This is a genomic window from Arthrobacter sp. P1_B9 (assembly GCF_056406495.1).
Map to the genome: position 1 here is coordinate 131078 of NZ_JBFUAA010000009.1, position 17362 is coordinate 148439.

Sequence of the window (17362 nt, forward strand, 5' to 3'; positions counted from 1 at the left end):
AAGTGGCATAGTGATCTACCCGAACGATCGGGCCGTCGACGCGACGTATTGTGCCTCCGGCGCACCATCACGACGGAGAACGGGTTCGGAAGGAACCCCGGCGCCGTTACTCATGCTACCGCACTTTAGTTTGAAAGCAACAAAAGAATGCGTGAATTAGACGCCTATGGCGGGTGCCCATTTATGTAGCAAGCACGGCGCGCGTGAGGGACATGTCCTCGAGCAGCTCATCCAGGTCCGTTCCGGGCTGACCGGAAGACCGCGCCTCGATAGCCCGGCGCAGCGCCAGACGGGCTGATGATTCATAGCGCTCCGGAGCCCTTAGTGTGCCGTCCCCGGTGGACGTCTCCAGCCGCGTCAGCCCGGCCTGCTGGTCCATGGTGACTTCGGTTCGCACCTCGCCGAGGGCCAGCACCTGGAGCAGGCCGTCGGCGTGAAGGCCTGCTGCCGCCGTCGCCCCCAGGGTGACGGGCATTGCCCCGCCCGCGGATCCCCCTGAATCCAGCAGGGCAATCCTGGCTTGCGCCGTGGCACTGCACACCTGGAGCGTCAACGGGCCCCCGACCAGTGACCGGGCCCAGCCCAAGCCGTCGCGGATTACCGCTTCAACGCCTGCCGCGGGGGCAGCGCACTCGACGGTGACGATCCGGGCCGGCCTGCCTCGTCTGGCCCGGAGGGCATCGGCAACCACATCCGGGCGCAGCCGGGGACGCTCAACGATGACCGGGATGTCACCGGGCCACGGGTAGGCTCCGATTCCTTTCTGCGGGAGCGCAGCAGGGTCCGCAATCACCACGGCCGCCGCTCCCCTGGCCCGGGCGTCCAGCATGCCCTGCCACCAATCGCCGGATCCAGGCACCACAGCCACCGCCCCGCTGACGCCTCTGGTGAGTGCAGCACTGACGGAAAGCTCGGCGACAGCCGCGACATAGGAAGGTAACACCGTGAAGATGCCGAGCCCTGGATCTGCCGAACTCATTGCGACACCCCTTCCAGAACCTTCGCTGCGGCAGCATCGGCCAGGTCGATTGCAAACTGCGAGTCAGCCAGCAGCTCGTCGTACTCCACCGGGACCCCGCCTTCAAGGAGCGAGGCAAGCAGGCGCCACTCAGCCATATAGCCGTCTTCCGGATCCCGCCTGTACTCCGTCCACTGCCCGTCCGTGCTTCGCACTCGGGTGGCCGCGCTTCCGGCATGGACAAAGGCGGGCGGGAAATTCACCTCGATGCGGTCGTGGGAGGTGGCGATATTCATCCTCCAGAGGGCATCCGGTCCTTCCGGAAGCATGGTAAGCGCCAACTGGACCAGGATTCCGCCGGCCCGATACCCCACAAGGTAGCCGACTGGCGGAGCGACCCTGGCGTAGACAACCTCGTCGATGCCTGGCGCGATGTCCCTCACGGCCGGGAGATCATGGATCGCAAGACCGGTCAGCAGCTGCCGCAGGACGCCGGCCGCAACCACAGGACTGTCGAGGTCCAGGCGTCCCCGCCGGGCGGCCTGGAAAGGGCCGCCCTCGGCGACCAGCCGGTGGTACCTGTCATTCGGCGGGAGCGCCAGCGTCACGGAGATCGCCTGTACCCGGCCCGCGAGGGCCACAAGATGATGCCTGGCCCGCCCCCACGCGGCGTCAAACAGGTGGTTCGTCCCCACCAGAAGGACCGTTCCCGCGAGCCGGCAGGCAGAGATGACTTCGTCGGCTTCTTCCCTGCTGGTGGCCAACGGCTTCTCGCAAAAGATTGCAGGCTTCCCCGCGGCTACAGCCGCCAGGATTTGGCGGGCATGTTCAGCGGGCGGGCTGCAGATGGCCACCAGGTGGACAGCCGGGTCCGCAAGCAGGTCCGCCTCCCCCACTGACCACCGGGCACCAAGCCTTTCGGCCAGGCCCTGGGCGCGCCCACTTCCCGCATCGGCAATGTGCACCACCTTGAACAGCTCCGCCAGGCGCCCCAGCACCGGCAGATGCAGGGCCGCGACGCCCGGCCCGGCCCCAAGAACTCCTATATTCCAAGGCATCGTCGCCCTCCCCCTTTTGTCCTTATTATTCATAAGTACGGAAATATCCGGCTATAGTCGCGTTCAACCCCACCTTAGTCCCCTCTTATGTGTGAGAATTGTGATCATGACGACAGAGTCCACACTCCGCTTTGGAGCACAAACGGATGAAGTGACGAGCCTGCTGAGGATCGTCAACCTGGTGCGAACGGGCGAGGCGACAACGCGCCCGGAAATCGGCAAGGTCACCGGGCTGGGCAGGGGCGTTGTCAGCCAGCGTGTGGACCAGGCCATTGAGATCGGCTTTCTCGGGGATGGAGAATTCGGCGCCTCCTCCGGTGGCCGCGCACCCCGGACCCTTCGCTTCCGCGCGGAGCAGGGCCGGATCGTCATATGTGCACTCGGAGCCGCTCATATAAGGGTTGGCGTCACTGCCCTGGACGGCGACATCCTGGCACACACGCACCGCACCTGGGACATCGCTCAGGGCCCCGAGAAGACAATTGACGCCGTGATGGCGCTCGTTGACGACGTGCTGAAAAAGGATCACCAAGTGCCCGTCTGGGGTGTGGTGGTGGGCCTCCCCGGCCCGGTTGACTTCGCCACGGGACAACCGGTGGCACCTCCGATCATGCCCGGGTGGAATGGATTCGATGTCCGCACACCCTTCGAGGACCGCTTTAACGCACCGGTGTGGGTGGATAACGACGTCAACCTGCTTGCCCTTGGTGAGCGCGCCCGGCGTCGCGAATCCCTCGCGAACCTCATCTATTGCAAGATCGGTTCCGGCATCGGTGCCGGCCTGCTGTCCCAGGGCAGGATCCACCGCGGCGCCAACGGCGCGGCCGGCGACATCGGCCATGTCCGGGTTTCCGACTCCCATGCCCAATGCCGCTGCGGCAAGATCGGCTGTCTCGAAGCGGTGGCCAGCGGCTGGGCCCTTGTCAGGGACGCGGAAGAGGCTGTCAGGGAAGGCACCCACAGCTCCCTGGCTCCGCTGGCAAAAAAGGGGACACTGACCCTCGAGGAGATCACCCTCGCGGCCCAGGCCGGGGACCCGCTGGCCATCACACTGATTCAAAAGTCGGCCCGGGTAGCGGGTGAGACCATTGCAGCCCTGGTGAACATGTTCAACCCCGGAATCATCGTCATCGGCGGGGCCATGGGATCGGCCGGCGAAGTATTCCTGGCCGAAGTGCGCCAGCGGGTCTACGAACTGTCCCTGCCGCTCGCCACCCGCGACCTCACCATCACCTTGTCCGTCAACGATGAGCGCGAACCCCTGCGCGGAGGAGCCGAGCTGGCGCGCGAGCAGCTGTTCGATGTCACCTTCCCGCGCTGGTTTGCTGACGGCAGGCCCTCACCGGAACGGCATGCCGTTACCGCATAGGGTCCACTGCGTGGCCTGGGCATAGCCGCTCAGGCCACGTCGCGGGAAACGCTGGGTACCGGCGCCCGGTCAAGCTCCAGCTGGGCCTCCAGATGGAACGGCAGGACCAGCGGAGAACCGGGACGCGCCTGAAGGTAGGGCACCAGCAGCTGGAAGTCGACGGCGATGGCGTGCACCCCGCGGGAAAGCTCGCGCCTGCCGGCCAGGACCAGCCTGTCCTGCACGAACCACCACCCGGACTCCGCCTGCAATGCGTCCGCACCCACGCGCCGGGCCCCCAGCACCACCACCAACTCCCCTGGTGCCACCGGGATGCCGTCGACCTCAACTGCGAGCTCAGCCACGCTGGAAAGGGGCATTGAGCGGATCCACGACAGGCCGAGCCGGAGTTCAAAGCCTTCCGGCGTGGCCGTCAGCGCATCTTCGCGCAAAGCGGTTTGCAACATGGCTTCCGTCCTTTATCCTAAAAGTGACATAAGTTTGTCATTAACAAGCATAAATGGGAAGGCATCACATGGCCCCCGCACTTCCTGAGAACTGGACCCTCTGCGCCAGCTCGTTCAACTGGACTCCGGAGATCACGGCAGCCCGGCGGACAGCCTCGGACGTTGTGATTGGCATCGCGGATTCCGTGACGAAGACAATAGAGCTCGAACCTGGGCTGCTGTGGCGGTCCTTCCCCGCTCCGCAGGACGCCGAGGTAGACGAACTGCGGGATTCGCTGGCGGCAAGAGGGGGACGCGTCAGCATCGTTGGCGCCAGCCTCGACGACTTCACGTCCCCAACCGACCGCCGCTCGTTGCAGGAGCGCCTGGACTTCCTGGTCCCCCAGCTCAGCGCCGCCAGCCGAGTGGGTGCCCGCGGGATCCGGTTACCGATCGGACAGGCGGGCACGGAACTGCTCACGATGCTGCAGCCGCTGCTGCATGAACTCGATCTGGTGCTGTACGAAGAAATCCAAGGGCAGCAGACTCCAAACAACCCTTCGGTGGCACCAGCCCTGGATGCGATAGCCGGGCTGGCAGATGAGCGCGTTCGGGTACTCGTTGACATCAGCATGCTCATGCCGGCCCTTCCCGTCACGTACCTTCATGAGTTGCGGCAGGGCGGCGTTCCTTCCGATCTTCTGGCGCGCCTGGAGAATGACTGGCGCGATCCCGCCACCCTCGATGCCGTTACCGCCCTGCTCCGCGCAGGGAAGGTTCCGCCGCGCATCCACACGCTCTTCATGAACCTGCTCATCCGCTTCGGCCGCAGTGACGCCGCAGACCTGCAGGGCATCCTCCCCCTGGTGGGCGCCTTCCATCTGAAGTTCTGGGATCTGGACGACGACGGCGGCCGGGTTTCCCGGCCGCTGCATGACCTCGGCATCCTGCTGCGCGGGACCGGCTTCAGGGGCACGCTGACCAGCGAGTGGGGCGGCCACGAGTGGCTGCAGGACGACCCAACGGAGATGACGCGGAGTCACCTGGCCCTGGCGGGGGCAGCCCTCACGTAGCCAGCATTGGTGGAGCCGGCACCAGCGGCCCGGGCTGCCCTCTGACCGATATAAAACGCTGACCGGATACAAGAAGCTCATGGCACAGGAAAGGCCGGCCCCGCGGGGCCGGCCTCACTTGTCTGCGAATTATTTCGTGCTGAATGCGGCGTCGAAAGCTGCGGCGGAGGGTTCATAGCCGGAGAGCCGGCGCACGAAAGCCAGCGCCTCGGGGGCGCCCTCCAGCCGGTCCATTCCGGCGTCCTCCCACTCCACGGACAGCGGCCCGCGGTAGTCGATGGCGTTCAGCATCCGGAACGCATCCTCCCACGGCACGTCGCCGTGGCCGGTGGAGATGAAGTCCCAGCCGCGGCGCGGATCAGCCCAGGGCAAATGAGAGGACAGCCGGCCGTTGCGCCCGTTGGACAGGCGCTTCTTCGTGTCCTTGCAGTGCACATGGTAGATCCGGTCCTTGAAGTCCCACAGGAACCCCACAGGGTCGATGTCCTGCCACACCATGTGGCTCGGGTCCCAGTTCAGGCCAAAGGCCTCGCGGTGCCCGATCGCCTCGAGGGCGCGCTGCGTTGTCCAGTAGTCGTAGGCGATCTCTGACGGGTGCACCTCATGGGCGAACCGGACGCCCACCTCGTCAAAGACATCGAGGATGGGGTTCCACCGGTCGGCAAAATCCTGGTAGCCGGCGTCGACCATCTTTTCGGAGGCGGGCGGGAACATCGCCACGTACTTCCAGATGGACGATCCCGTAAAGCCGGTCACCGTTTTCACGCCCAGCTTTGCGGCGAGCCGTGCAGTGTTCTTCAGTTCCTCGGCGGCACGACGGCGGACCCCTTCAGGATCGCCGTCGCCCCATACGACGTCCGGCAGGATGCCGCGGTGCCGTTCGTCGATCGGGTCGTCGCAGACGGCCTGGCCCTTGAGGTGGTTGGAGATGGTCCACACTTTGAGGCCGTGGCGTTCAAGAATGTCCAGCTTGCCCTGCACATAGGCGTCGTCGTCCCAGCGCCAGGGATCCAAGTGGTCACCCCAGCAGGCGATCTCCAGCCCGTCGTAGCCCCACTCGCCGGCGAGCCGGGCCACCTCCTCGAACGGCAGGTCGGCCCACTGGCCGGTGAACAAGGTAATTGGTCGTGCCACGTACTTCCCCTCCTCAACTGGCCGGCACGGGAACGCCGGCGGCGACCCGTGTCCAGGCGGAATCATTTTCGGAACTGCGCTCGACAGCGTCGAGCACCCGCTGCACCCTCAGCCCGTCGGCGAACGACGAATGCGGGACGGCGCCGCCCACGATGCCCTCCACTAGGTCCTTGACCTGGTGGGAGAACCCGTGCTCGTAACCGAGCATGTGGCCTGCCGGCCACCACGCCGAAACGTAGGGATGCTCCGCTTCCGTGACCAGGATCTTCCGGAAGCCCTGGCGGTCCGCAGGGGCCGTGCGGTCGTAGAACTGGACGCTGTTGAGGTCCTCCAGGTCGAAGGCCAGGGCGCCCTTGTCCCCGGAAACCTCAATCTGCAGCGCGTTCTTCCGGCCGGTGGCAAACCGGGTGGCCTCGAACGACGCCAGTGCGCCGGATTCGAAGCGGCCCGTGAAGATGGCGATATCGTCCACCGTCACCTGGCCGGAGCCGACACCGGCAGCGCCGGAAAGCCCGGTATCGGAAGGTCCAGTGCCTGAAGTGGAGCCTTTCAAAAGAGGCCGCTCCTTCACGATGGTGTCGATAACGCCGGACACCTTCTCCAGGTTCAAGCCGGTGACGAACTGGGCCAGGTCGATGGCATGGGCACCGATGTCCCCAAGAGCCCCGGAACCGGCGTGTTCCTTCTGCAGACGCCACGCCAGCGGCATCTCCGGGTCCACCAGCCAGTCCTGCCGGTAGGAGGCACGCACCTGGGTGATCGTGCCGACGGCACCTTCGGCGATGAGGTTGCGGAGGAAGGTGACGGCCGGAACGCGGCGGTAGGTGAACCCGACCATTGCCTGGATGCCCCGGGCAGCCGCCCGTTCGGCAGCTTCGGCCATCGCTTCGGCTTCCGCCACCGAGTTGGCGAGTGGTTTTTCGCACAAAACGTGCTTACCGGCCTCCAGCGCGGCGATCGCGATTTCGGCGTGGGAGTCGCCGGGGGTGACGATATCGACGACGTCGATATCGTCACGGGCGATCACGTCCCGCCAGTCTGTTGCTGACTCTGCCCAGCCCCACTTGCTGGCAGCGGCGGCGACCGCTTCAGCGTTGCGGCCGACAACAACCGCCATTTCCGGTTCGGCAGGCAGGTCGAATACCCGCGGCGCCGTCCGCCAGCCCTGGGAGTGGGCAGCACCCATGAAGCCATAACCGATCATGGCCACGCGCAGGGTTTTCATGCGAGCACCACTGTCCGTTCAACCGCGACGCGGTTGCCCACGTAGCGCATCGGCGCGATCTGCATATACAGCAGGCGCAGGGTGAGGATGACCTCGACGTCGATCTCCTCGCCGGCGTCGGGGACGCGGTCCAGCGGGATGATCACGTCGGGCTTGTCTGCGACGAACCACAGGGTTTCCCATTGCTCCGGGAGTTCAGCTATGGAGTAGGACTTGTCCTGCAGTTCGAAGCGGAGGGACTCCTTGGGAATCTCCACGCCGTTGACCGTTGCAACGACGTCGTCAACGGCGGACAGCCAGAGGCTGCGGTACCAGGGCAGCTGCACCGATACGGCAATCCCCTCGGGGTGCCTGCGGACGTCGGTGTCCTGGAACAGGGAATTGTGAGTTGCCATGGCTTTCCTTACTTAACAGTCTCGACCAGGGTCGCGTGGGAGTCGGATGCATTTGGATCAGCGGCTTCTTCGATGGCATGCCGCATCAGCGTGTGCTGCTTCTTGACGAGGTCGATCGGATCGGATTCGCCCAGGTCGGCGAACGCGTGGCCCTCCCACTCGCTGGACAGGTAGCCCTGGTAGCCGCCCTTGACGAACTGGCGCACAATGCGGGGAATGTCCATCGCGGGTTCATTGCCGTGTTCGTCGATGTCGTAGAACTTCGCGTGGACATGGAAGATCTGCGGCATGATATCCAGCCATTCCTCGGGCGGAACCAGTCCATGCATGTTGAACGCCAGCCGGGTGAAGGGACCAAGGCGCGCGGGGTCGAAGTTGTTGGCGTTCAGGTAGTCCTCGAACTCCTGGTTGCGTTCCTGCATCGGCAACGGCTTGCGCCAGATGTCCTGCATGACGGCAAAGTGCTCCTCGGGCAGCCCCATTTGCGTCAACGTGCGGAAGAGGGTCGGGGAAAGGCTGTGCATCGTCGAGCTGAAGTCTGCGGTGAAACCGAGCCGGTCGCTTCCCAGTTCCTCGTACATCTCGCGGATCTGCAGGATCTTGGGATCGTTCGGCCCCTGCGGCGCGTGAATTTCGTAGCCGAGCTTCTGATCGTACTTCTCGGCCAGGGGAAGCAGCCGGCGGAGCAATTCCTTGCCCGCGGAGCGGATCACCACGCGGTGGAATCCAAGCTTGTTGGCCGTGTGCAGCTGCGCGGCGAAGAAGTCGTACTCCTCATCGGGTGTCATGTCCCGGTCCTTGCGGCGGCCCATGTCCAGGTTGGTGCCCACTGCGCTGGGGGTCAGGCCGTAGCGGTCCATGCTGTCGCGCCACAGGCGGACGAAGTCGTCGTCGACGTCCGGGTAGGTGCGCAGCATCTGGGCGATGTTGAACTCAACCCCCGGGCCGAGGCCTTCATCTGCAACAGCTTTGATCAGCGTCTCAGGGGTGTAGAGCCCGGCGGCGAACTCGGAGGTGAGCGAATAGAGGGTAATGCCAAGCTCGATGCCCGAGCCTGCGATGCCTTCTGACATAATTTCTGGTTCCTTCGTTGTCAGCCGCGGACGGGCTGGGCGAGATGGCTATTGAGGATGCGGCGGGCTTCTGAAGCGTCGGTGATCATGGCCGAACCGGCGTTGGCGGCCGCTGAGCGCTGGACTGCCTGCTCGCCGCGGATAATGTCGAACGGGTCCTGCCAGTTGTTCCAGTGCCAGCCTTCGTACTCGCTGGAGATTGCGCCGGAGTAGCCGTGCTCAACCAGTTGCCGGACAAGGCTCCGGACCGGCACCGAGGGCTCTTCGCCGGTCTCGTCGATGCCGAAGAACTTGCCGTGCACGTGGCGGACCCAAGGCATGATCTCCAGCCAGGTGTCCAGCGGGGCAGGACCGAAAAGCCCTGTTCCGTTGATGGCGAAGTCAATGCCAAGGTCGGGCCGGCCGTTCCGGGCGGCCAGGCCGATGAAGGCACCGAAGCGTTCACCGTGAACCTTTTGCGTGTTTGGCGGTCCGTCGACGTAGAAACCATTCCACAGGTCAACCACCTGTCCGAGAAGTTCCTCCGAAGCACCACGGCGGCGGTAGGCCTCCAGCAGGGAGGGCGCAAAGCCGGTAACGGTGGCACCCCAGTCGGCGGTGAAGCCGAGCAAGGGGGAATTGAGTTTCTCGTAGCGGTCGCGAAGGGCCAGGACACGCTCGTGGGCGCCGTGCTGGTCCGCGTGGACTTCGAGGGCCAGGGTGACGCCGTACTTCTCGGCCACGGGCAGCAGGCTTTCCATGGCGTCCGGAGTCAGGGAGATCTGCACCCGGGCGATCGGGAAGCCGAGCCTGGCGGCTACTTCGATCTGCTTGCGCATGTATTCGACAAGCTCGTCATGGTTCATCAGCCGGTCGCGGCGGATACCGGTGTCAACGTTGACTGCGAGCGAGGTGGGGACCAGGTCCACCTCGGCCACAAGATCGCGGAACTGGCCCACGAAGTTGTCATCGATCCGGTCCGGGAAGCCGCGCAGGCTGGAGAATCCGATGACTTCGAGCCCTGGGCCGAAGCCTTCGGCCGCTACTTTGCGGATCAGGCCATCGAGGTCGTACTGCCGGGCGTGGAAGGCCCGGGTGAAGCTGTAAAGGGTGACGCCCTGGATCGGCGTGCCGAGGCTGGTCATCGCTGTCCCACCTTCATGGTCTTGGTGTCGTGCTCTTCGATGTGCAGCACGCCGTGGTCGGTGATGATGTAGGGGATGTAGAGCTTCAGGTCCACCCTGACCTCGTGCTCGGTCCGGCTGTCCGGGACGGGAAGATCGCCCGAAAGGACTGCCGAGTCCAGCGGGAACCACCATTCGCCGGTCTCGTCCACGAGTTCCTCGAAGCTGAAAGTGCGGTTGTTCATGGTCCAGCGCAGTGAGCCCTCGGGGGCGGCGACGCCGTCCACTGTCAATGCAGCTCCAGCGATGCAGGAACCCGGCAGGGCCCGGTACCAGGGGATGCGGACTTCGACGGCGGTACGGCCGTCCTGGGTGATCAGTGTTCCCTGCTCGATTATGCGGTCGGCGATCATCGAGACCTCCTTGTCTGCGGCATGCCTTGCCTGTGGTTGAACGAAATAGCAGCGGCATCGCACCACTTATTCATTATTTAGTCAGTCTATTGTCTGATTCAGACATAAGTAAAGAGCTGTTGAGTTCTTCTCTGAGTTTCCGGGCGCCGCGCACTGCGAGCGCCACAGCGGTCAGCGTGGGATTGCAGGCCGTGGCGGTGGGAATGACGCCGTTGCCGGCCACGAAGAGGCCGGGGACCTGCCACACCTGGCTGTCGGGCGAACACACGCTCTCGCCGTCGTCCCTTGCACCCATCCTGGTTGTGCCCTGATAGTGAAGCGAAGCGCCGGGCGGCATGACGAACGGACGCTCGTCGAGCGGTTCACCCACCGCCTTGCCCAGGCGGACAATTTCCTGCTTGGCGCGGTCCAGTACCTCGTGATCCCGCCCTGTGAGTCGATAGTGGATGCGCATGGCGGGCATCCCGTACGAGTCGCGGACACCGTCGTCGAACGCCACCCGGTCATCGCGCTGCAGATCCTTGGCGCAGAACAGGCCAAGCCCCACGATAGAGCCCGGGACAACGGGGTCATCGTCGGCCAAGGGAACCGGTGACGCATCCAGTTGCATGATCTGGCCGTGGAAGGGTGCCCCGTCCGTGTAGGGAACCCAGGCAACTCCGCTCTGCTCACTGAGCGCGCCGTTGGCGGCTGCCCGGCCCTGCGGAGCCGTGACATCACGCAGCCGGCTCGCGAACACCACCTGCGCCTGGTCGTTGAGGTAACGGCCCAGGGCGTCGGGCCGGATCCCGGAAGCCCACAGCAGCTGCGGCGTGCGCAGGGCATCCGCACCCACCACAACGTAGCGGGCGGTCACCTGATGGGTTTCGCCGCTGCGGCGGTCCTGGACTTCGATGCCGGCAGCAGCTCCGTCCTCCAGGAGCACACGCGTTACCAGCGACTCATCATAGAGTTCAAACTGCGGATTTTCCCGGGTCACATCCCCCATCACGACGTCGGAACCTGACCAGACCAGGCCGCCGTCCTCCCGCCGGTGTACAGCAAGAGGCATGGGCTGGACGCGGTAGGCGGTGCCACGGCCCGCGTCCACGGCGGCGGCGAGTCGTTCCCGGACGAGGTCAGAGAACGGAGCCCCGTCAAAGGCGCGGGTGGTCACCCCCAGCAGCCGGTCGGCGTCCTCAAGAAGCTCTTCAAGGTCCGGCAGGAACGGAATGCGCTCTTTGCCGCCCGGGCGGGGGCAGGCAGCGGTCCAGTGAGCGGCCATGCCGCCCACGTTGCTGGACATGGCGGCAACGGGCATCCCGTCCTCGCCGGGGAAGACGTAGCCGTCCTGGAGCAGGTAGGTGCCGGGCCTGGCCCTTCGCTCCCCGCTTTTGACGGCGCCGGGTGAGTTCACCGTTTCGGCACCTGCACCGGGGCCTTCCGATGCCCGCTGCGCGAGGCTGCGGCGTTCAGGATCCTCAATGTTCTTGACGTGCGCCCCGGGTGGATTGCTGACCGTGGGGCCCACCTCGAACATGGCGATGGTGGCACCAGGGGCTTCCTCGCTGAGGATCCGCGCGTATGCCGATGCCGTGGGGCCACTGCCGACGATGGCGACGTCGACCGCAGCGGGATACCGGTTACCGCTCACCATCCCGCCACCAGTTCCTGGATGCGCCGGACGGACTTCGCCGAGTCGATCGTGGGGTAGTACTCGAGCCCGATGGGGCCGGCATACCCGCTGTTCCCCAGGTCCGTGAGCCGGGCGTGCCAGTCGATGGATCCCGAGCCGGGTTCGCCGCGCCCCGGCGCATCGGCGATCTGAACATACTTGATGAGGTCGCCGGCGTTGGCGAGCTCGGCGGCCACGTCCTCGCCCTCGACCGTGGAGTGGTAGAGGTCGTAGAGAACGCCGAAGTTGGGCGAGTTGACGCCCTTGGCGACATAGACGGCTTCCGAGGTCCGGTCCAGGAGGGCTCCCGGGTGGTCAACCCTGACGTTCACCGGTTCGAGGACCAGGGTGATGCCGGACCCCTCGATGTGCGCGACGCCTCGGGTGAAGATCTCGATCAGTTCGTCCAGCTGGTCCTGCCGCTTGCGCCCGCCGAATCCTGTACCGCTGCCCACTACCATCCGGGGGCAGCCGAGCTGCTGTGCCACTTCGACGCCGGCGTCCAGCCCGGTGTAGAAAGCATCGTGGTTGCGGGGCGGGATCATGAACTGCATACGCGGTTCCGCCAGTTGGGAGGTGAGCTGGACTCCGGTTTCGTCGAGCGCGTGCTTCAGGGCCGGGATGTCTTTGCCCGTTGGGCCCCACATTTCGACGGCGTCGAAGCCGGCCGCTGCCGCCGCGCGAACCCGGTCAGCAGCACTTTCGCCTGCTTCGGCGAACAAAAGGTCGATATTGGGCGAAAGTTGAAACATGGATGTCTCCTAGGGAATTGAGATGGTGGTCTAAAACATGGGGTGGTCGTGGACCGGGTGCTCGGGAACCGGCTGAAGCACGTCCCAGTGCTCAACAATCCGCCCGTTTTCGAAGCGGTAAATGTCTGCGACGGCGGCGTCGGGACGCCCGGGACCTGAAGCGCGTACATGCACCAACGCCAGGTCACCGTCCACCAGGATGCGCTGAACCTCGAACCGGGAGTCTGGCGATCCGTCGAACTTCGGCGTCAGCATCCTTACTGCCGCCTCAGGCCCGTCAGGAATGGTCGGGTTGTGCTGCCGGTAGTCGTCGGCCACAAGGAAGTCGAAGGCTTCACGCACCCGTTTTTGGGTGTAGAAGATCTCCACGAAGCGCTCGAACGCTGCGCGGTTGTCAACCATCGCGGGTCAGCCCTTCAGGCCGCCGGAGAAGCCCTGGATGAACCGTTTCTGCGCGAACAGGAACAGCGCCAGGATGGGAATCATGGAGACGATCACTATCGCGAAGATCGAGTTCCACTGGGAGACCAGGGAGCCGATGTAGTAGTACATGGCCACCGGCAGCGTCTGGTTGGCGGAGCCGCCCAGGAAGATCAGCGACGTGAAGAAGTCGTTCCACACGATGAGCCCGGCGAAGATGGTGACCGTTCCCGTGGCTGGGGCCATCATGGGGAACACCACCTTGGAGAAAATCTGGGATTTGCTGGCGCCGTCGATGGTGGCCGCTTCTTCGTAGTCCGTGCCGAGGCCGCGGAAGAAGTTTGCGTAGAGGAAGATCGACAACGGCAGGAGCATGCCCGTGTAGAGGATGATCAGGCCCCAAGCGGATCCGGTGAGCCCAAGGGCCCGTGCACCCATGTAGAGCGGGACGGCGCCGAGCTGGCCGGGGAGGATGATGGCGATCAGGAAGAGGTAATACGCGCCCTTGCTCCAGCGTCGGGTGCTGCGGGAGATGACATATCCGGTGATGGAACCGAGTGCGATCAGCCCAACGATGCTGCCTGCGGTGATGATGGCGCTGTTGACCAGGCCCATCACCACGTTGGAGTTGCCGGTGGCGGTGAGGACGTCGATAAAGTTGCTGAAGTCGGGGCTTGTTGGCGGAGCCAGGGCCGAGGTGGTGAACAACTCGTTGTCCGGCTTCAGGGCAGTTGTCACCAGGAAGTAGAACGGCGCGAGGAACACCAGGGCCAGCGCCCAGAGGCCGACTTCGCGGAGCAGGGTGAGCTTGGTGTAGCGGAACATGGCTTAGTCCTCAGGGTTCGAACGCGTCAGCCGCTGCTGGAGAACGGCGAAGATCAGGATGATGGCGGCGAGCACCAGGGCCAGGGCGGCACCGCCGCCGAAGTTCCCGAGCGCAAAGGCCTGCTTGTAAACCAGCGTGGCCAGCGTTTCCGTCGCTCCGGCCGGTCCGCCGCCGGTGAGCGCCATGATGGGATCGAAGACGCGCAGCCCCTGGACGATTCCCAGGGTGGTGGCGATGGCGACGGCGGGGCGGATGGCGGGCAGGGTAACGTTGCGGAACCGCTGCCACAGGTTGGCGCCGTCAATGGCCGCCGCCTCCTCCACTTCCACGGGGACACCGGCCAGGCCGGCCATAAAAATCACCATGGCAAAGCCGGTGGAAGACCAGACCAGTACCACCAGGACGGTCCAGATGGCCCACTGCGGGTCGGCCAGCCACGGCTTGGCCTGGTCGCCGGCGCCTATTGCCGTAAGGAAGGCATTGAGCGGACCGTCGAAGTCGAAGATGTATTTCCAGATGTAGGCCGTGGCTAGCGGGCTGAGCACCACCGGCATGAAGAAGAGGGTCCGGAGGATGTAGCGCGTCTTGACGACGCGGTTCAGGCCCAGCGCAATGACCAACCCGGCGATGTTGCCCAGGAGAACCGAGCCAAAGGCCAGAAAGAGGGTGTTGAAGAGGGCTCCGAGTTTCGTGGGGTCCTTGAAGATGGCCTCAAAGTTTGTCCAGCCCGTGATTTTGAACGAGCCGATGCCCGTCCAGTTGGTAAAGGCGAAGAATCCGCCGATTCCGGTTGCCACGTAGTGGATGGCAAACACCAGGGCGATCCCGGGCAGCGCCCACCACCAGTGTCCGAACTGCATGGGCCCCCGCCGGGGACGGGTGTTCTCACCCGCCCCCGGCGTCCGCTTGCCTCGCCGGGGTGCTTCAGCTGCTTCGCTTTTCGGTTGCATCGTCGCAGTCATTGGTATTCCTTGCTTGTCCCTTTGAGTCGTCGGAACGTTGATGGTCAAGAACTGCTACTGATCCCAGGCCGCGTCCATGGCCTGCAGGACCTGGTCAGGGCTCTTCTGGCCGGTGATGATGCCCTGGACCCCCGTGGCCAGTGCGTCGTAGACGGCGGAATTCGGCCACTGGATGTTGGGCAGGGGGCCGTACTTGCCGTCCTTCATCAGGCCTCCGACGTTCTTGTAGGCGCCGCCGTCGAAATCGTACTTGTCGAGTCCGCTGACCGGCAGGGCACCGTCGATTTCTGCGAATGCCTTGGTCTGCTCAGGCTGGGCGGCCCAGTCGAGGAAGGCCTTGGCAGCGTCCTTGTTCTTGGAGGCCGCGTTGATGGAGAAGGCGTAGTTTGCGCTGGCAAATACGTAGCTATTACCTGAGCCCTGTTCCGCCGGGAACGGCCGTACGGCGAACTGGGAGCCCCCAGCGGCGGACTGCAGCTGCTTCCAGCTTGGGGCCGGGATGAAGCCGCTCACGGACGATCCGCTGGCAAGCCCCTTGGTGATGGCATCGAAGCCGCCGCCGGCAGCACCCTTCTGGAAGCAGCCCGCGTCCTTCAAGGTATTAACTGCTTCGAGGGCTGACTTCCAACCGTCCGAGCCGGCGAAGGTGGTTTCCTTGGCGGCGCGCTTATCGTTCCATTTCGGGTCTTCCGCGTAGACGCGCGAGGCTGCCAGGGACATCGCCATCAGCCCTGTGTTGGGAGGGGCTGATCCGGCAAGGGCAAAGAGGGATTTACCGGAGGACTCCAGAGCCTTGCACTGCTGCTGGAGGGAGGAATAGTCGGCAGGGAAGCCACCGGCTGCAGCTGCAGCCGTCTCATTACTCACCAAGGCAGAAATCGTAATTTCCGTGGCCTGGCCGTACACCTTGCCGTCGGTTCCAAAGGTGCTGGCGCTTCCCTCGGGGAGCAGTTGCTTCGCGGCATCGTCAAGCGGCTCAAGGAAACCTGCCTGGACGAGCGGCAGGATGCTGCGGCCGGTGCCGGAGCCGGGTGAGGTCACTACGACGTCTGAGGCGTTTCCGGCCTGGAGCTGTGTGCGCAGGGTCTGGTCGTAGGAGTCGTTCGGCTGAGGATTGAAGGTGATTTTCACGTTCGGGTGTGACTTCATGTAATTTTCTGCCAACACCTGGAAGGGGCTCTCGATGGTGTTGGATGTCGCGAAGGACAGTGAAAATTCCTGGGAACCACCCGAAGAGGAGCTGCTGCCGGTGGAGGCCGAGCAACCGGTAAGAATGAGTGCTGCGACGGTGGGGACGGCGAGGGCGCCGACCTTCAGGCCTGAATAGCGACGGTGCTGTGTCATGTCCAGCCTTTCTGACTTCATTGTCCAAAATCCGGGTGTCGTGACCCCGGTCACTCACAAGTATGCAGGAGATGTGCCTAAAAGACACATAAGTCTTTGCTATGACGGACATAAGTTTAACGGGGGTCCGCGGAAGGTCTATTCAGACGCCTGATGGCTTCGCCTAGGTTATTGATCCCGCTGATAAGCTCCCTTGAAACGGTTCCACTTTCAAAGGATCGCTGCGCCGTGACGAAACATGTCCTGCTTTCCCGTCTCGACCTCAACCTGCTGATCTCGCTGGATGCCCTCATTACCGAGCGAAGCGTTACCAGGGCGGCCGAGCGGCTCCACCTCAGCCAGCCGGCGCTCAGCGCCTCGCTCGCCCGGCTCCGATCCCACTTTGGGGACCCGATCCTGGCCCGCCGCGGCAATGCTTACGAGCTCACCCCCTTCGCCCTCCGGCTCGCGGAGCACACCACCACCGCGCTGGAGGCCGCACGCCGCGTCTTCGAAAGCCAGGCCACCTGGGAACCCACAGAATCCGAGCGCGAGTTCTCCATCTACGGCTCGGATTACGGCTTCACCACCATTGGCCGGGTTGTTTCCGAGCTTGCAGCCGAGCGCGCCCCAGGTGTCCGGTTCCGGTTCATGCTCCACAATCCGATGGTGGTGGAGGATGCAGCCAACCGCCTTCGATCGGTGGACGGCATGGTGATTCCGCATGGATTCCTCACCGGGCTGCCCTACCTGGACCTGTGGAGGGACGGGTGGGTGGCCGTGGTCTCCACGTCAAATGAAGCCGTCGGCGAGCAAATCACCATGGAAAACATCGCTGAACTTCCCTGGGTGATGACCTATCAGACGCGCTCAGCCTCAACGTCGGCGGAACGGCAGATCCAGCAGCTGGGCGTTGAGCCCCGCGTGGACGTGGTTGTTGAAAGTTTCCAGTCCTTGCCGCATTTTGTGGTTGGGACCAACCGGATCGCGCTCATCCAGGCGGCCCTGGTGCCGTTCGCCCTGCGCGTGGGCGGGATTCGGATCCTGCCGCTGCCCTTCGATGCCACGCCGCTGGTTAATGCCTTGTGGTGGCACCCCGTGCACAACCGCGACTCCGAGCATGAGTGGATGCGGGGCCTCTTCAAAGAGGCTGCCGACATCGTGGCAGCCGCCGCAACCAAGGAAACCCCTTAAATGCC

Annotated in this window: 18 protein-coding genes; 3 read left to right on the plus strand and 15 right to left on the minus strand. The window is 64.4% G+C overall.

Features of this window, described 5'->3' with window-relative positions; translation table 11 throughout:
* Nucleotides 1–181: 181 nt before the first annotated feature.
* Nucleotides 182–979, minus strand: coding sequence for a hypothetical protein (locus AC1D1A_RS14025; RefSeq protein ID WP_476849713.1), 798 nt, complete (start codon nt 977–979; stop codon nt 182–184).
* Nucleotides 976–2016, minus strand: coding sequence for a Gfo/Idh/MocA family protein (locus AC1D1A_RS14030; RefSeq protein ID WP_476849714.1), 1041 nt, complete (start codon nt 2014–2016; stop codon nt 976–978). The genes AC1D1A_RS14025 and AC1D1A_RS14030 overlap by 4 nt, the downstream gene beginning before the upstream one ends.
* A gap of 106 nt (nt 2017–2122) precedes the next feature.
* On the opposite strand from AC1D1A_RS14030, the gene AC1D1A_RS14035 reads away from it, so the two are divergent.
* Nucleotides 2123–3385 carry an ROK family protein gene (locus AC1D1A_RS14035; RefSeq protein ID WP_476947966.1) on the plus strand — a complete coding sequence of 421 codons (1263 nt, stop codon included), beginning with the start codon at nt 2123–2125 and terminating at the stop codon, nt 3383–3385.
* 29 nt (nt 3386–3414) lie between these two features.
* Here the strand turns inward: AC1D1A_RS14035 and AC1D1A_RS14040 are convergent, their stop codons facing one another.
* Nucleotides 3415–3831 carry a C-glycoside deglycosidase beta subunit domain-containing protein gene (locus AC1D1A_RS14040; RefSeq protein ID WP_476947967.1) on the minus strand — a complete coding sequence of 139 codons (417 nt, stop codon included), beginning with the start codon at nt 3829–3831 and terminating at the stop codon, nt 3415–3417.
* A gap of 68 nt (nt 3832–3899) precedes the next feature.
* On the opposite strand from AC1D1A_RS14040, the gene AC1D1A_RS14045 reads away from it, so the two are divergent.
* A complete protein-coding gene (locus AC1D1A_RS14045; RefSeq protein ID WP_476947968.1) occupies nt 3900–4883 on the plus strand; it encodes an apurinic/apyrimidinic endonuclease family protein in 984 nt (327 codons plus the stop codon).
* A gap of 129 nt (nt 4884–5012) precedes the next feature.
* Here the strand turns inward: AC1D1A_RS14045 and AC1D1A_RS14050 are convergent, their stop codons facing one another.
* The 12 genes from AC1D1A_RS14050 to AC1D1A_RS14105 form a co-directional block, all read right to left on the minus strand.
* Nucleotides 5013–6017: a sugar phosphate isomerase/epimerase family protein gene (locus tag AC1D1A_RS14050; RefSeq protein ID WP_476947969.1), complete on the minus strand. Its 1005-nt coding sequence runs from the start codon at nt 6015–6017 to the stop codon at nt 5013–5015.
* 13 nt (nt 6018–6030) lie between these two features.
* A complete protein-coding gene (locus AC1D1A_RS14055) occupies nt 6031–7242 on the minus strand; it encodes a Gfo/Idh/MocA family protein (protein WP_476947970.1) in 1212 nt (403 codons plus the stop codon).
* Nucleotides 7239–7637, minus strand: coding sequence for a C-glycoside deglycosidase beta subunit domain-containing protein (locus tag AC1D1A_RS14060; RefSeq protein WP_223913478.1), 399 nt, complete (start codon nt 7635–7637; stop codon nt 7239–7241). Before AC1D1A_RS14060 ends, AC1D1A_RS14055 begins: the two co-directional genes overlap by 4 nt.
* 8 nt (nt 7638–7645) lie before the next feature.
* Nucleotides 7646–8710: a sugar phosphate isomerase/epimerase family protein gene (locus AC1D1A_RS14065; protein WP_476849720.1), complete on the minus strand. Its 1065-nt coding sequence runs from the start codon at nt 8708–8710 to the stop codon at nt 7646–7648.
* A 20-nt stretch (nt 8711–8730) separates the two neighbouring features.
* Nucleotides 8731–9834: a sugar phosphate isomerase/epimerase family protein gene (locus tag AC1D1A_RS14070; protein ID WP_476871442.1), complete on the minus strand. Its 1104-nt coding sequence runs from the start codon at nt 9832–9834 to the stop codon at nt 8731–8733.
* A complete protein-coding gene (locus AC1D1A_RS14075; RefSeq protein WP_476859983.1) occupies nt 9831–10226 on the minus strand; it encodes a C-glycoside deglycosidase beta subunit domain-containing protein in 396 nt (131 codons plus the stop codon). Before AC1D1A_RS14075 ends, AC1D1A_RS14070 begins: the two co-directional genes overlap by 4 nt.
* A gap of 73 nt (nt 10227–10299) precedes the next feature.
* Nucleotides 10300–11862, minus strand: coding sequence for a GMC oxidoreductase (locus AC1D1A_RS14080; RefSeq protein ID WP_476947971.1), 1563 nt, complete (start codon nt 11860–11862; stop codon nt 10300–10302).
* A complete protein-coding gene (locus AC1D1A_RS14085) occupies nt 11856–12632 on the minus strand; it encodes a TIM barrel protein (protein WP_476871444.1) in 777 nt (258 codons plus the stop codon). The genes AC1D1A_RS14080 and AC1D1A_RS14085 overlap by 7 nt, the downstream gene beginning before the upstream one ends.
* A gap of 30 nt (nt 12633–12662) precedes the next feature.
* Nucleotides 12663–13034, minus strand: coding sequence for a nuclear transport factor 2 family protein (locus AC1D1A_RS14090; RefSeq protein WP_476849724.1), 372 nt, complete (start codon nt 13032–13034; stop codon nt 12663–12665).
* A 6-nt stretch (nt 13035–13040) separates the two neighbouring features.
* Nucleotides 13041–13877 (minus strand): carbohydrate ABC transporter permease, encoded by an 837-nt coding sequence (locus AC1D1A_RS14095; protein WP_223913472.1) that lies wholly within the window; start codon nt 13875–13877, stop codon nt 13041–13043.
* 3 nt (nt 13878–13880) lie between these two features.
* Complete coding sequence (locus tag AC1D1A_RS14100; protein WP_476859986.1) at nt 13881–14840, minus strand: carbohydrate ABC transporter permease; 960 nt, start codon at nt 14838–14840, stop codon at nt 13881–13883.
* 54 nt (nt 14841–14894) lie between these two features.
* Nucleotides 14895–16184, minus strand: a complete 1290-nt coding sequence (locus tag AC1D1A_RS14105) for an ABC transporter substrate-binding protein (RefSeq protein WP_476947972.1) — start codon at nt 16182–16184, stop codon at nt 14895–14897.
* Between the two features lie 228 nt (nt 16185–16412).
* Here AC1D1A_RS14105 and AC1D1A_RS14110 point away from each other — a divergent pair, with 228 nt between their 5' ends.
* Nucleotides 16413–17357, plus strand: a complete 945-nt coding sequence (locus AC1D1A_RS14110) for a LysR family transcriptional regulator (protein ID WP_476849727.1) — start codon at nt 16413–16415, stop codon at nt 17355–17357.
* Nucleotides 17358–17362 lie beyond the last annotated feature (5 nt).